14 protein-coding genes are annotated in these 13,013 nt (G+C 68.8%); 9 read left to right on the forward strand and 5 right to left on the reverse strand.

From position 1 onward, the window contains the following. Positions 1 to 128 precede the first annotated feature (128 nt). Entirely contained in the window at positions 129 to 1,184 is a 1,056-nt protein-coding gene (locus ACIY1X_RS19120) for an MBL fold metallo-hydrolase (protein ID WP_399683527.1), read from the reverse strand. 107 nt (positions 1,185 to 1,291) lie between these two features. Here ACIY1X_RS19120 and ACIY1X_RS19125 point away from each other — a divergent pair, with 107 nt between their 5' ends. The 6 genes from ACIY1X_RS19125 to ACIY1X_RS19150 all read left to right on the forward strand — a co-directional run bounded on the left by ACIY1X_RS19125 (position 1,292) and on the right by ACIY1X_RS19150 (position 6,596). Then, on the forward strand, positions 1,292 to 1,744 hold the full coding sequence (locus tag ACIY1X_RS19125) for a MerR family DNA-binding transcriptional regulator (protein ID WP_038211226.1): 453 nt from the start codon (positions 1,292 to 1,294) through the stop codon (positions 1,742 to 1,744). Positions 1,745 to 1,810: 66 nt separating this feature from the next. Continuing rightward, a complete protein-coding gene (gene can / locus ACIY1X_RS19130; RefSeq protein ID WP_038211225.1) occupies positions 1,811 to 2,521 on the forward strand; it encodes a carbonate dehydratase in 711 nt (236 codons plus the stop codon). A gap of 48 nt (positions 2,522 to 2,569) precedes the next feature. Beyond that, entirely contained in the window at positions 2,570 to 3,754 is a 1,185-nt protein-coding gene (locus ACIY1X_RS19135; RefSeq protein ID WP_399683531.1) for an acetyl-CoA C-acyltransferase, read from the forward strand. A gap of 37 nt (positions 3,755 to 3,791) precedes the next feature. Then, on the forward strand, positions 3,792 to 5,039 hold the full coding sequence (locus ACIY1X_RS19140; RefSeq protein ID WP_399683533.1) for a glutamate carboxypeptidase: 1,248 nt from the start codon (positions 3,792 to 3,794) through the stop codon (positions 5,037 to 5,039). A 25-nt stretch (positions 5,040 to 5,064) separates the two neighbouring features. Next, a complete protein-coding gene (locus ACIY1X_RS19145; RefSeq protein WP_399683535.1) occupies positions 5,065 to 6,195 on the forward strand; it encodes an acyl-CoA dehydrogenase family protein in 1,131 nt (376 codons plus the stop codon). After that, on the forward strand, positions 6,195 to 6,596 hold the full coding sequence (locus tag ACIY1X_RS19150) for a YchJ family protein (protein ID WP_399683538.1): 402 nt from the start codon (positions 6,195 to 6,197) through the stop codon (positions 6,594 to 6,596). The genes ACIY1X_RS19145 and ACIY1X_RS19150 overlap by 1 nt, the downstream gene beginning before the upstream one ends. Before the next feature lie 25 nt (positions 6,597 to 6,621). On the opposite strand, the gene ACIY1X_RS19155 is transcribed toward ACIY1X_RS19150, so the two are convergent. From ACIY1X_RS19155 to ACIY1X_RS19170, 4 genes are all read right to left on the reverse strand, one after another. Next, positions 6,622 to 6,885, reverse strand: a complete 264-nt coding sequence (locus ACIY1X_RS19155) for an acyl-CoA-binding protein (RefSeq protein WP_399683539.1) — start codon at positions 6,883 to 6,885, stop codon at positions 6,622 to 6,624. A gap of 47 nt (positions 6,886 to 6,932) precedes the next feature. Then, positions 6,933 to 7,769, reverse strand: coding sequence for a hypothetical protein (locus tag ACIY1X_RS19160; RefSeq protein WP_399683555.1), 837 nt, complete (start codon positions 7,767 to 7,769; stop codon positions 6,933 to 6,935). Positions 7,770 to 7,779: 10 nt separating this feature from the next. Continuing rightward, positions 7,780 to 8,457, reverse strand: coding sequence for a TetR/AcrR family transcriptional regulator (locus ACIY1X_RS19165; RefSeq protein ID WP_399683542.1), 678 nt, complete (start codon positions 8,455 to 8,457; stop codon positions 7,780 to 7,782). 92 nt (positions 8,458 to 8,549) lie between these two features. Next, entirely contained in the window at positions 8,550 to 9,995 is a 1,446-nt protein-coding gene (locus ACIY1X_RS19170; protein WP_399683545.1) for a mannose-1-phosphate guanylyltransferase/mannose-6-phosphate isomerase, read from the reverse strand. 217 nt (positions 9,996 to 10,212) lie between these two features. Here ACIY1X_RS19170 and rfbB point away from each other — a divergent pair, with 217 nt between their 5' ends. From rfbB to rfbA, 3 genes are all read left to right on the forward strand, one after another. Beyond that, positions 10,213 to 11,277, forward strand: a complete 1,065-nt coding sequence (gene rfbB / locus ACIY1X_RS19175) for a dTDP-glucose 4,6-dehydratase (protein ID WP_399683547.1) — start codon at positions 10,213 to 10,215, stop codon at positions 11,275 to 11,277. Continuing rightward, positions 11,274 to 12,167, forward strand: coding sequence for a dTDP-4-dehydrorhamnose reductase (rfbD, locus tag ACIY1X_RS19180; protein WP_399683549.1), 894 nt, complete (start codon positions 11,274 to 11,276; stop codon positions 12,165 to 12,167). Before rfbB ends, rfbD begins: the two co-directional genes overlap by 4 nt. An 85-nt stretch (positions 12,168 to 12,252) precedes the next feature. Then, positions 12,253 to 13,013, forward strand: a 761-nt coding sequence (rfbA, locus tag ACIY1X_RS19185; protein WP_399683552.1) for a glucose-1-phosphate thymidylyltransferase RfbA, incomplete at its 3' end; no start/stop codon positions are given.

Genomic DNA, 13,013 nt, shown 5'->3' on the forward strand with positions numbered 1-13,013 from the left:
AACGATTCAGACGGCCGCGGAGCAGGCCATGCGGGAACACCCGCGGAACTGGCTCCGCCAGGCCGCAGGGTGTGCCCCCTTGAGGGGGGATTCGACCGGAACGAAGTCCGGGAGAAACGGGGGTGGGCTCATACTCCGAAGCGGTACACGCCGTCCTCGCCCAGGCGGCGCTGCAACTGGCCGCTGAACCACAGCAGGTGCAGGTGCGCGATGGTCTCGCCCATGGCGAAGGTCATCTGGTGCAGGTCCAGCGCTCGCTTGAAGAGGATCGGCAGCGCCTCGGCCGCGGTGTGCGGGCGCTGCGTGCAGGCGGCCAGCAGTTCGGCCAGGCGGTCGCGGTGGTGGTCCTGCAACTGCCGCACGCGGGTGTGGATACCGTGGAAGGGCTTGCCGTGCGCCGGCAGGCCCAGCGCGTCCTCGGGCAGCTCCCGGTAGCGCTCCAGGCTGGTGAGGAATAGGCGCAGCGGGTTCGCCTCCGGCTCGCCGGCGTGCACGCTCACGTTGGTGGAGATGCGCGGCAGCATCATGTCGCCGCCGAGCAGGGCGTTCAGCTCCTCGCAATAGAGGGCGATGTGCTCCGGCGCGTGGCCGTAGCCCGCGATGCAGCGCCAGGCGCGCCCGCCGATGTCCAGCACGTCGCCGTCCATCATGCGCACGAAGCGGTCGGGCACCGAGGGGACCATGTTGGCGTAGTAGCTGGTGCGCGCGCGCAGGGTGGCCAGGGCCTCGGGGTCGGCAAGGCCGTGCGCGGCGAAGAACGCGGCCGCCGCCTCGCCGCCGGCCAGCGTGTCGCCGGCGGTGCTGAGCACGCGCGCCACGTGGTAGTCGGTGGAGCTGATCCACAAGGGCGCCTGCCAGCGCTCGCACAGCCAGTGCGCCAGGCCGATGTGGTCCGGGTGCATGTGGGTGACGATCACGCGCAGGATCGGCAGGCCCTGCAGCTGCGTCTCGAAGATCTGCTCCCACTGCTGCTGCGCCTCCGGCCGGCTGATGCAGCAGTCCACCACGCTCCAGCCCTCGCGCCCGTCGATGCGGTCGCGCAGCAGCCACAGGTTGATGTGGTCCAGCGCGAAGGGCAGCCGCATGCGGATCCAGCGCACGCCGGGCGCGACCTCGATCGTCTCGCCGGGGGCGGGAAGCTGGTCGCCCAGCGGATAGTGGAGTTCGCGTTCGAGCAGATTCATCTTATGATGCCGGGGTTGACGTTTACGTCAACGTCATGGGTGGCGCTTCATTGTAGGCAGCCGCCCGGCAACGTGCTGTCGCCTGCGCAAAGTCCCGCCACCGTCCCATGCCCTCGACCACCTACACCATCGGCGAACTCGCCCGGGAGTTCGAGCTCACGACGCGGGCGATCCGCTTCTACGAGGACATGGGCCTGCTCGCGCCGGCCCGCAGCGGCGTGCAGCGCGTCTACACCGCGCGCGACCGCACCCGCCTGGCGCTGACGCTGCGCGCCAAGCGCCTCGGGCTGACGCTGAGCGAGGCCAAGGCCATCCTCGACATGTACGACAGCCCGCGCGACACCGCGGCGCAGCTGGAGGAATTCCTGCGCGTGCTGGGCAGCCACCGGCAGCGGCTGGAGGCCCAGCTCGCGGACCTGCAGGCCAACCTGGACGAAGTCCGGGCCCAGGAGGCGCAGGCCCGCGCCGTGCTGGCCCGCGCGCGCCGCTCCACCGCCGCGCCCACGCCGCCGCCGCGGCGACGCAGTCCGCCGCCGAGCCGGGCCGCCGCCGCGCGCTGACTTGCGCATCCGCGAACGCCGCCGGCATCCTCCGACCTCCCCACCGCATCACCCACTTTCCCCACCATGCCTTCCATCGACGATCTCTTTGTCCACAACCGCGCCTGGTCCGAACGCATGGAGCGCGAGCGCCCCGGCTTCTTCACCAGCCTGGTCAAGCAGCAGACGCCCAAGTTCATGTGGATCGGCTGCTCCGACAGCCGCGTGCCGGCCAACCAGATCACCGGGCTGGATCCGGGCGAGGTGTTCGTGCACCGCAACGTCGCCAACATCGTGGTGCACTCCGACCTCAACGCGCTGTCGGCCATCCAGTTCGCGGTGGACATGCTCAAGGTGCGGCACATCATGGTCGTCGGCCACTACGGCTGCGGCGGCGTGAAGGCGGCGCTCGAGGGCACGCGCGTGGGCCTGGCCGACAACTGGATCCGCCACATCCAGGACGTGCGCGACCGCCATCACGTCATGCTCGAATCGATGCCGGAGGAGGTCCGCGCCGACGCGCTGTGCGAGCTGAACGTGGCCGAGCAGGTGGTCAACGTGGCCGTGAGCACGGTGATGGTCGACGCCTGGAGCCGCGGCCAGGAGGTCACCATCCACGGCTGGGCCTTCGGCGTGCACGACGGCCTGCTGCAGGATCTGGAGATCAGCGTCGACGGCAGCCAGCCGCTCGAATCCATCTACAAGGCGGCGGTGCAGCGCATCCGCTTCAAGTGGAGCAAGCCCGCCGGGGGCGATCCGGTGGCGATCGAGCCGCGGCGCCAGCGCGAGGCGCCCTGATCAACGGGCCGTCCCTCGTTTTCATCGTTACAGCAAGAGGAGTCCATCATGAGCGAATCCATCGTCATCCTCGGTGCCGCGCGCACCCCCATGGGCAGCTTCCAGGGCGACTTCGCCTCGCTGGCGGCGCACGACCTCGGCGGCACGGCCATCCGCGCGGCCGTGGAGCGCGCCGGCGTCCGGCCCGAGGCGGTGGGCGAGGTGCTGTTCGGCAACTGCCTGATGGCCGGCCAGGGCCAGGCGCCCGCACGCCAGGCCGCGTACAAGGGCGGCCTGCCCGACAGCGCCGGCGCCGTCACCCTGAGCAAGATGTGCGGCTCGGCCATGAAGGCCGCGATGCTGGCGCACGACCTGCTGCTGGCCGGCACGCATGAGCTGATGGTGGCCGGCGGCATGGAGAGCATGACCAACGCGCCCTACCTGCTGCTCAAGGGCCGCGGCGGCTACCGCATGGGCCACGACCGCATCTTCGACCACATGATGCTCGACGGCCTGGAGGACGCCTACCAGCCCGGCCGCAGCATGGGCACCTTCGGCGAGGACTGCGCCGCCAAGTACGGCTTCACCCGCGAGGAGCAGGACGCCTTCGCCATCGCCAGCGTGCAGCGCGCGCAGCATGCGACGAGCGACGGCCTGTTCAAGGCCGAGATCGCGCCGGTGACGGTCAAGGGCCGTGCCGGCGAGACGGTGATCGCCATCGACGAGGGGCCAGGCAAGGTCAAGCTCGACAAGATCCCCACGCTCAGGCCCGCGTTCAAGAAGGAGGGCGGCACGATCACCGCCGCCTCCAGTTCGTCGATCAACGACGGCGCCGCCGCGCTGGTGATGGCGACCGAATCGCATGCGAAGAAGATCGGCGCCAGGCCCATTGCCCGCCTGGTCGCCCATGCCACCCACGCGCAGCAGCCCGAGTGGTTCTCCACCGCGCCGGTGGGCGCCGTGCACAAGCTCTTCGCCAAGACCGGCTGGAGCGTCAAGGACGTGGACCTGTGGGAGGTGAACGAGGCCTTCGCCGTGGTGCCGATGGCGCTGATGAAGGAACTGGGCGTGTCCCACGACGTCGTCAACGTGCACGGCGGCGCCTGCGCGCTCGGCCATCCCATCGGCGCCAGCGGCGCGCGCATCATGGTCACGCTGATCCACGCGCTGCAGGCCCGCGGCAAGAAGCGCGGCGTCGCCACGCTGTGCATCGGCGGTGGTGAAGGCACCGCCGTCGCCATCGAACTGATCTGATTTCCTTTCCACGATTCCGCTCCAAGGGAGAAGCGCCATGTCCTCACCACGCATTCAACGTCACTTGCTCGCCGGCCTGCTGGCGATCGCCCTCGCGCCCGCGGCTTTCGCCCAGCAGCGCGACGAGGCGCTGTTCAAGGCTGCCACCGACGAGCAGCCGGCCGTCGTCAAGACGCTGGAGCAGCTGGTCAACATCGAGACCGGCACCGGCGATGCCGAGGGCATGGCCGCCGCCGCCCAGTACCTGGAAGACCGCCTCAAGGCGCTGGGCCTCACCGTCACCCGCCACAAGGCCGCCGGCATGGTGGTGGGCGACAACGTCGTCGGCACCCTCAAGGGCAAGGGCGGCAAGAACGTGCTGCTCATCTCGCACATGGATACCGTCTACCTGAAGGGCATCCTCGCCAAGGCGCCCTTCCGCGTGGAGGGCGACAAGGCCTACGGCCCGGGCATCGCCGACGACAAGGGCGGCAACGCGGTGGTGCTGCACACGCTGGCGCTGCTCAAGGCGCGCGGCTTCCAGGACTTCGGCACGCTCACCGTGCTGTTCAACACCGACGAGGAAAAAGGCTCCTTCGGCTCGCGCGACCTGATCCAGGCCGAGGCGGCCAAGGCCGACTATGTGCTCTCCTACGAGCCCACCTCGGCCGGCAAGGAAGGCTTCTCGCTCGGCACCTCGGGCATCGCCTATGTGCAGGCCAACATCAAGGGCAAGGCCTCGCATGCCGGCGCCGCGCCCGAGCTGGGCGTCAACGCGCTGGTGGAGGCCGCCGACCTGGTGCAGCGCACCATGGACATCGACGACAAGGCCAAGGGCCTGCGCTTCAACTGGACCATCGCCAAGGCCGGTGCGGTGAGCAACATCATCCCCGACAGCGCCACGCTCAATGCCGACGTGCGCTATGCGAAGAACGAGGACTTCGAGGCCGCGATGAAGGTGCTGGAAGAGCGTGCGCAGAAGAAGAAGCTGCCCGACGCCGAGGTGAAGATCCTCGTCACCCGCGGCCGCCCGGCCTTCAACGCCGGCGAGGCGGGCAAGGTGCTGGTCGACAAGGCCGTGGCCTTCTACAAGGAGGCCGGCGGCGAGGTCGGCGTGGTCGAGCGCACCGGCGGCGGCACCGACGCGGCCTATGCGGCGCTGGCGGGCAAGCCGGTGATCGAGAGCCTGGGCCTGCCCGGCTTCGGCTACCACAGCGACAAGGCCGAGTACGTGGACATCGGCGCCATTCCGCGCCGCCTGTACATGTCGGCGCGGCTGGTGATGGACCTGGCGCAGGGCAAGTGAGGCCGACCCGGCCGGAGACCCCGCCATGCTGCTGACCACCGACCAGGAAGCCATCCGCGACGCGGTGCGCCAGTTCGCGCAGGCCGAGCTGTGGCCGCACGCGGCGCAGTGGGACCGCGAACACACCTTCCCGAAGCAGGCCCACCAGGGCCTGGCGGCGCTGGGCGCCTACGGCATCTGCGTGCCCGAGGAGCACGGTGGCGCCGGGCTGGACTACCTCACGCTCGCGCTGGTGCTGGAGGAGATCGCCGCCGGCGACGGCGGCACCAGCACCGCCATCAGCGTCACCAACTGTCCCGTCAACGCCATCCTCATGCGCTACGGCAACGCGCAGCAGAAGCGCCAGTGGCTGGAGCCGCTGGCGCAGGGCCGGATGCTCGGCGCCTTCTGCCTGACCGAGCCGCAGGCGGGCAGCGATGCGTCGAGCCTGCGCACCACGGCCCGGCGCGACGGCGACGGCTACGTGATCGACGGCACCAAGCAGTTCATCACCAGCGGAAAGAACGGCCAGGTCGCCATCGTCATCGCCATGACTGACAAGGCCGCCGGCAAGAAAGGCATGAGCGCCTTCCTCGTGCCCACCGACACGCCCGGCTACACCGTGGCGCGCCTGGAGGACAAGCTGGGCCAGCATTCCAGCGACACGGCGCTGATCCAGTTCGACGGCTGCCGCATCCCCGCTGAAAACCTGATCGGTGCCGAAGGCGAGGGCTACAGGATCGCGCTGGGCGCGCTGGAGGGCGGGCGCATCGGCATCGCGGCGCAGAGCGTGGGCATGGCGCGCAGCGCCTTCGAGTTCGCGGTGAACTACGCCAAGGAGCGCACCGCCTTCGGCGGCCCCATCTTCGACCAGCAGGCCGTGGGTTTCCGGCTGGCCGAGTGCGCCACGCAGATCGAGGCGGCGCGCCAGCTCATCTGGCATGCCGCCGCACTGCGCGATGCCGGCCGGCCATGCCTCAAGGAGGCGGCCATGGCCAAGCTCTTCGCCAGCGAGATGGCCGAGCGCGTGTGCAGCGCGGCCATCCAGACGCTGGGCGGCTACGGCTACGTGAGCGACTTCCCGCTGGAGCGCATCTACCGCGACGTGCGCGTGTGCCAGATCTACGAGGGCACCTCGGACATCCAGAAGCTGCTGATCACCCGGGCGCTGGCCTGATGGAAGGTGACTGCCCCTGCGGCCGCACCGGCGCGCGCGGCCGCGTCCGGCCGTACGACGAGTGCTGCGGCCGCTTTGTCGAGGACTTCGAAGGCACGCCGGCGCCCGATGCCGAGGCGCTCATGCGTTCGCGCTACACCGCCTTCGTGCTGCAGCGGGCCGACTACCTGCTTGCGACCTGGCATGCGTCCACCCGCCCGGCGGCGCTCGACTTCGAACCGGGCCTGCGCTGGCTCGGCCTGCAGGTGAGGGCTCACCTGCCGGATGGCGCGTCGCATGCGCAGGTCGAGTTCGTCGCGCGCATGCGCCATGCTTCCGGACGCGCGTCTCGCCTGGCCGAGCGCAGCCGCTTCGTGCGCGAGGGCGGGCGCTGGTACTACGTGGACGGCGAGCTCGGTTGAACGAGCGGGCGCCGCGGCGCCGGGCTCACGCGTTGCGCAGCGACTCGATCAGGTCGACGTACTTCTGCTTGGCGTCTTCCGCCGACGTGCCCTTGAGTGCCGTCCACGCATCCCACTTGGCGCGAGCCACGATGTCGCTGAAGCTGGGCTTCTTGCCGGTGTTGTCGCCTTCGGTCGCCTGCTTGTACAGCGCGTAGATCTTCAGCAGCGTCGGGTTGTCGGGGCGCGCGGGCAGCAGCTTGGCGTTGGCCTGGGCGGCTTCGAAGAGGGTGTCGATTTCGGAAGTCATGGACGGCAAAAAGCCGCGATTGTCTTCCGGATGTTGCCCGGCAGCGCTCAGTCCCGCAGCCCGGCCTGGGCCAACTCGGCGTCCAAGTGTTCGCGCGCATCGGCCGGCTCGATGCCCGCAGCCCGCTCGTACAGGCGGGTGGCTTCCGGCAGCCGGACGCCGCCTTCCAACGCAAGCAGGGCCCGAGCATATTCCATGAGGCCGGTGGCCGAATGCGGGTTGATCTCCAACCCGCGTTCGAACAAGGCGACGGCCGTATCGGCCCGCACGCCGTAGGTCATGCGGCCCACGAGCGGGCCGACCTTGTCGATCACCTCCGCATGGAAGGCCCCCAGCGCGAAGTGCGCATCGGCATGGCGCGGCTGCAATTCGATGATGCGCTCCAGCGTTTGCTTGAGCTTGCCGCCCAGGCCCTGGGCCAGCGCACGGGCCACGCTCACGGCCTGGGCGTAGCGGCCGAGCGCGTAGGCATGCCAGTAGAGGGCCTGGCAGTCCTCGGGATGGGCGATGGCGCGGGCGTGTGCCCTGTCGCCTACCTGGCGGAACAACGCCAGCCGCGTGGCCTCGCGCGGCTCGACGTAGTTGGCATAGATCGCGGTGGCCTGGTCCGCCAGATTAGCGCCGTCGTCTCCCAACGCCAGCCCGGCTGCAGCGGCGGCCGCGAAGTCGCCGCTGTGGTACAGCGCCCACGCATCGGCCAGGGCGGGGTCGGACGGCGGCGGCAGGGGCTGGCCGGCATGCAGGCGCGGCCACCGTGCCAGCACCGTGGCGGCGTCGAAGCGGGGCACACCGGCCACGGGCAGCGGCGCCCAGGCCGGCGGTACCGGGGCGCGGACGTCGGCGCCCCCGAACAGGGGAAGAGGGGTGAACTGTGGCGCGGACATGCGGTGTGTTTCAGGCGGGTTCGGCTGCATCATCCTCGGTCGCGGGCACGGCGTCCAACGCAGGCAATTGCGCGCGGCTGGCCGGCGGCATGTAGGGCGTGACCAACTGCAGCACGTGACGGCAGCCGCGCGCGAGCGCCTGGTCGGCATGCGCGGGTTCCAGCGCCTCGCGCGGATTGGTCGCGTACTCGAAGTTGAGCCAGTAGGTCAGCACCACCACCATGCTGCGCGCCAGCGTGTCGGCTTCGTCGGCGGTGATGGCCAGGTGGCCGGCTCCGGCCAGGCCAGCGATGGCGCTGCGCAACGCAGTCTCCTTGTCGAGCAGGAGCTTCTGCAGCCGCGCTTCCAGATGCCGGTTGCGGCTGAGCAGATCGCTCTGGTCGCGGTAGAGGAAGCGGTAGCGCCAGATCAGGTGAAACAGCGCCGCCACGAAGTGGTGCGCTGCGGCGACCTCGCGCACGCGGGGACCATCGGCCAGCAGTTCGGCCAGCGCCGCCTCGAACTCCTCATGCAGCCGGTTGACCAGCGTGTCCTTGGCGGGGTAGTGGTAGTAGAGGTTGCCGGGGCTGATGCCCAACTCGGCCGCGATCAGCGTCGTCGACACGTTCGGCTCGCCGAAGCGGTTGAACAGGTCGAGCGCAGCTTCGAGGATGCGTTGCGCGGTGCGTCGTGGCGCTTTCCTGGTCATGAGGACCCCAGGGGTTGTCTCCTGCGGGCCACTCTAACCCAATCACGGCGCGGGAAATGCTGCGGCGCGGCATCGCCGCGCATCTGGCGTATTCAGCCCAGTTGCGGACGGGACACCGAGGCAACGCGGCCGTAGGTGTCCTCATAGCGCACGATGTCGTCCTCGCCCAGGTAGCTGCCGGACTGCACTTCGATCACCTCCAGCATCACCTTGCCCGGATTCTCGAGCCGGTGCACCGTGCCCAGCGGGATGTAGACGGACTCGTTTTCCTGCACCAGCAGCGTGTCGTCGCCGCGCGTGACCTTGGCCGTGCCCTTGACCACGACCCAGTGCTCGGCGCGGTGATGGTGCATCTGCAGCGACAGCTTGGCGCCGGGCTTGACCGTCAGTCGCTTGACCTGGAAGCGCTCGCCGTGGTCGATGCTGTCGTAGGCGCCCCAGGGGCGCGCCACGCGGCGGTGCTCGGTGGCTTCGCTGTGGCCGTCTCTGGTCATCAGGGCCACCACGTCCTTGACCTGTTCCACGCAGTCGGCCCGGGCCACCAGCACGGCGTCCTGGGTGTCGACGACGACGAGGTCTTCCGTGCCCAGCGCGACCACGGGGCGCAGCGGCGCATGGACGAAGGTGTTCTTCGCGTGCAGCATCACCGCGCGGCCGGAGGCGCGATTGCCCGCCTCGTCGGCCGGCTGCAGGCCGGCCACTGCGTTCCAACTGCCGACGTCGCTCCACGCGCCGGCAAAGGGGATCACCGCCACCTTGTCGTGCTTTTCCAGCACGGCGTAGTCGATGCTCTCGCTGCGGCAGGCTTCGAAGGCGGCGCGGTCGAGGCGGATGAACGAGCCGTCGGTGCTGCTGGAGGCCACGGCCTTCTGGCAGGCAGCCAGGATGTCCGGCGCGTGCTCGCGCAAGGCCTCGATCAGCGTGCCGGCGCGCACCAGGAAGATGCCGGCGTTCCACAGATAGCCGCCCTCCAGCAGCATCGCCTGGGCGCGATCGGCCGCAGGCTTCTCGACGAAGCGCGCGACCTGCCGGCCCTCGGCGTCCGGCAGTTCTGCGCCCGGCTGGATGTAGCCGTAGGCGGTGCTCGGGAAGGTCGGCACGACACCGAAGGTGACGATGTGGCCGGCTCGCGCGGCATCGGCCCCCTGCTGGATGGTGGCGGCGAAGGCCTGTGCATCGGGCACGTGGTGGTCTGCAGGAGCGAAGAGCAGCAGTTCGTCTGCATCGACCAGCAATGCGGCCGCTGCCATGGCCGCCGCTGTGTTGCGCGCCACGGGTTCCAGCACTTCGTGCCCTTCGATGCTGGCAGCTTCCATCGACTCCTGGACCAGGAAGCGATGCTCTTCCGCCGTGACGCAGATGACCTGCTTCGACAGTGCGCTCAGCCGTTCCAGCGTGAGCTGCAACAGGCTCTTGCTGCCCACCAGGGGGACGAACTGCTTGGGCAGGGCCTTGCGGGACAGCGGCCAAAGGCGGGTGCCACTGCCGCCGCACAGGACGACAGGGCGAATGGAACTGACTGCAACAAGTGTGTCCATGGTCGACTCGATCTCAAAAGAGGATGGAAATTTAATACAAAAGGATTCGCAAAGATATGAAAGTCGGAACCCGAACCAACGATTCCTCCACACCCGGTTGCAGCTTCATGACAAAGGGCCGGCCGAATGGCCGATGGGCGGGAATGAGCCATAGATAATTCGCCCGGGCCGCCCTGGCGGCCCATTGTTCTTCAAATCAACGGAAACAGGCCATCCCATGATCCTGGTCACCGGTGGCGCCGGCTTCATCGGCGCCAACTTCGTCCTCGACTGGCTCGCGAAACAAGACGAACCCGTCGTCAACCTCGACAAACTCACCTACGCAGGCAACCTGGAGACGCTGGCCTCCGTCAAGGACGATCCGCGGCACATCTTCGTGCATGGGGACATCGGCGACGGCGCGCTGGTCGATCGACTGCTGGCCGAGCACCGGCCGCGCGCGGTGGTCAACTTCGCGGCCGAGTCGCACGTCGACCGCTCCATCCATGGCCCGGGCGACTTCATCCAGACCAACGTGCTGGGCACCTTCCACTTGCTGGAGTCGGTGCGAGGCTACTGGGCCAGCCTGGAAGGCGACGCCAAATCCGCGTTCCGCTTCCTGCACGTCTCCACCGACGAGGTGTACGGCACCCTCAAGCCCACGGACCCGGCCTTCACCGAAGAGAACAAGTACGAGCCCAACAGCCCCTACTCGGCCAGCAAGGCCGCCAGCGACCATCTGGTGCGCGCCTGGCACCACACCTACGGGCTGCCGGTGCTGACCACCAACTGCTCCAACAACTACGGGCCCTTCCATTTCCCCGAGAAGCTGATCCCGCTGATGATCGTCAACGCGCTGGCCGGCAAGCCGCTGCCCGTGTACGGCGACGGCATGCAGGTGCGCGACTGGCTCTACGTGAAGGACCACTGCAGCGCCATCCGCCGCGTGCTCGAGGCCGGCCGCCTGGGTGAGACCTACAACGTCGGCGGCTGGAACGAGAAGCCCAACATCGAGATCGTGCGCACCATCTGCGCGCTGCTCGATGAACTGCGCCCCCGTGCCGACGGCAGGCCCTATGCCGATCAGATCACCTACGTGACCGACCGCCCCGGCCACGACCGACGCTACGCCATCGACGCGCGCAAGCTGGAGCGCGAGCTTGGCTGGACGCCGGCCGAGACCTTCGACAGCGGCATCCGCAAGACGGTGGAGTGGTACCTGGCGAACGGGGAATGGGTGCGCAACGTGCAAAGCGGCGCGTACCGCGAGTGGGTGAGCAAGCAATACGAAGGCAAGGCATGAAGATCCTGCTCTTCGGCAAGGGCGGCCAGGTCGGCTGGGAACTGCAGCGCAGCCTGGCGCCGCTGGGCGAACTGGTGGCGCTGGACTTCGACAGCACCGATCTGCATGCCGACTTCAGCCAGCCCGAGGCGCTGGCCGCCACCGTGGAGAAGGTGCGTCCCGATGTCATCGTCAACGCCGCCGCCCACACCGCCGTGGACAAGGCCGAGAGCGAGCCGGAGTTGGCACGGACCCTCAATGCCACCAGCCCCGGCGTGATCGCCGCGGCCGCGCAGCGCATCGGCGCGCTGATGGTCCACTACTCCACCGACTATGTCTTCGACGGCAGCGGCGATCAGCCCTGGAAGGAAGACGACGCGACCGGCCCGCTGAGCGTCTACGGCCGCACCAAGCTCGAAGGCGAGCAGCTTGTGGCTGCCCACTGCCCGCGGCACCTCATCTTCCGTACGAGCTGGGTGTACGCCGCGCGCGGCGGCAACTTCGCCAAGACCATGCTGCGGCTGGCGAAGGAACGCGAGCGCCTCACCGTCATCGACGACCAGTTCGGTGCGCCCACCGGCGCGGAGCTGCTGGCCGACGTGACGGCGCACGCCATCCGCGACACGCTTCGCGAGCCGGGCAAGAAGGCCGGCCTGTACCACCTGGTGGCCGACGGCGTGACCACATGGCACGGCTATGCCCGCTTCGTGCTGGCCCAGGCGCAGGCGGCCGGCGTCGAGCTGAAGGCCGGCCCCGACGCCGTGGCGCCGGTGCCGACCAGCGCCTTCCCCACGCCGGCCAGGCGTCCGGGCAATTCGCGCCTCGATACATCGAAGCTGCGTCAAACTTTCGGCCTGCAACTGCCGTCGTGGCAGGATGGCGTGACGCGCATGCTGCGCGAAACGCTCTAGGTACACGGCCCTGGGCCCTGCCGATGGGGCGACCGCAACGTTCCGGGGCTTGAGACATCTCCAGCACAACAACAGAGAGGACCCGATGACACAGCAACGCAAGGGCATCATCCTGGCCGGCGGCTCCGGCACCCGGCTGCATCCGGCCACCCTGGCCATCAGCAAGCAGTTGCTGCCGGTGTATGACAAGCCGATGATCTACTACCCCCTCAGCACGCTGATGCTGGGCGGCATGAGGGACATCCTGATCATCAGCACGCCGCAGGACACACCGCGCTTCCAGCAGCTGCTGGGCGATGGCAGCCAGTGGGGCATCAACCTGCAATACGCCGTCCAGCCCAGCCCCGACGGTCTGGCGCAGGCATTCATCATCGGCGACAAGTTCATCGGCAATGCACCCAGCGCGCTGGTGCTGGGCGACAACATCTTCTACGGCCACGATCTGGCGGTACTGCTGAAGAACGCCGATGCGCAGCAGGCGGGCGCCACCGTGTTCGCCTATCACGTCCACGATCCCGAGCGCTACGGTGTCGTCGCCTTCGACGTCCAGGGCAAGGCCAGCAGCATCGAGGAAAAGCCGGCCCAGCCCAAGAGCAGCTACGCCGTGACGGGCCTGTATTTCTACGACGAGCAAGTCGTGGACATCGCCAAGGCGGTCAAGCCCAGCGCGCGCGGCGAACTGGAGATCACGGCAGTCAACGAGGCCTACCTGAACAAGGGCCAGTTGAACGTGCAGATCATGCAGCGTGGCTATGCATGGCTGGACACGGGCACGCACGAAAGCCTGCTGGAAGCGGGGCAGTTCATCGCCACGCTGGAGCATCGGCAGGGACTGAAGATCGCGTG

Source organism: Xenophilus sp. (assembly GCF_044462705.1).
Classification (GTDB): domain Bacteria; phylum Pseudomonadota; class Gammaproteobacteria; order Burkholderiales; family Burkholderiaceae_C; genus Xenophilus; species Xenophilus azovorans.

Bases quoted from the DNA above. Each gene is read 5' to 3' on its own strand.
- ACIY1X_RS19120 (WP_399683527.1), bottom strand. From the start codon at position 1,184: ATGAATCTGCTCGAACGCGAACTCCACTATCCGCTGGGCGACCAGCTT.
- ACIY1X_RS19125 (WP_038211226.1), top strand. From the start codon at position 1,292: ATGCCCTCGACCACCTACACCATCGGCGAACTCGCCCGGGAGTTCGAG.
- can (WP_038211225.1), top strand. From the start codon at position 1,811: ATGCCTTCCATCGACGATCTCTTTGTCCACAACCGCGCCTGGTCCGAA.
- ACIY1X_RS19135 (WP_399683531.1), top strand. From the start codon at position 2,570: ATGAGCGAATCCATCGTCATCCTCGGTGCCGCGCGCACCCCCATGGGC.
- ACIY1X_RS19140 (WP_399683533.1), top strand. From the start codon at position 3,792: ATGTCCTCACCACGCATTCAACGTCACTTGCTCGCCGGCCTGCTGGCG.
- ACIY1X_RS19145 (WP_399683535.1), top strand. From the start codon at position 5,065: ATGCTGCTGACCACCGACCAGGAAGCCATCCGCGACGCGGTGCGCCAG.
- ACIY1X_RS19150 (WP_399683538.1), top strand. From the start codon at position 6,195: ATGGAAGGTGACTGCCCCTGCGGCCGCACCGGCGCGCGCGGCCGCGTC.
- ACIY1X_RS19155 (WP_399683539.1), bottom strand. From the start codon at position 6,885: ATGACTTCCGAAATCGACACCCTCTTCGAAGCCGCCCAGGCCAACGCC.
- ACIY1X_RS19160 (WP_399683555.1), bottom strand. From the start codon at position 7,769: ATGTCCGCGCCACAGTTCACCCCTCTTCCCCTGTTCGGGGGCGCCGAC.
- ACIY1X_RS19165 (WP_399683542.1), bottom strand. From the start codon at position 8,457: ATGACCAGGAAAGCGCCACGACGCACCGCGCAACGCATCCTCGAAGCT.
- ACIY1X_RS19170 (WP_399683545.1), bottom strand. From the start codon at position 9,995: ATGGACACACTTGTTGCAGTCAGTTCCATTCGCCCTGTCGTCCTGTGC.
- rfbB (WP_399683547.1), top strand. From the start codon at position 10,213: ATGATCCTGGTCACCGGTGGCGCCGGCTTCATCGGCGCCAACTTCGTC.
- rfbD (WP_399683549.1), top strand. From the start codon at position 11,274: ATGAAGATCCTGCTCTTCGGCAAGGGCGGCCAGGTCGGCTGGGAACTG.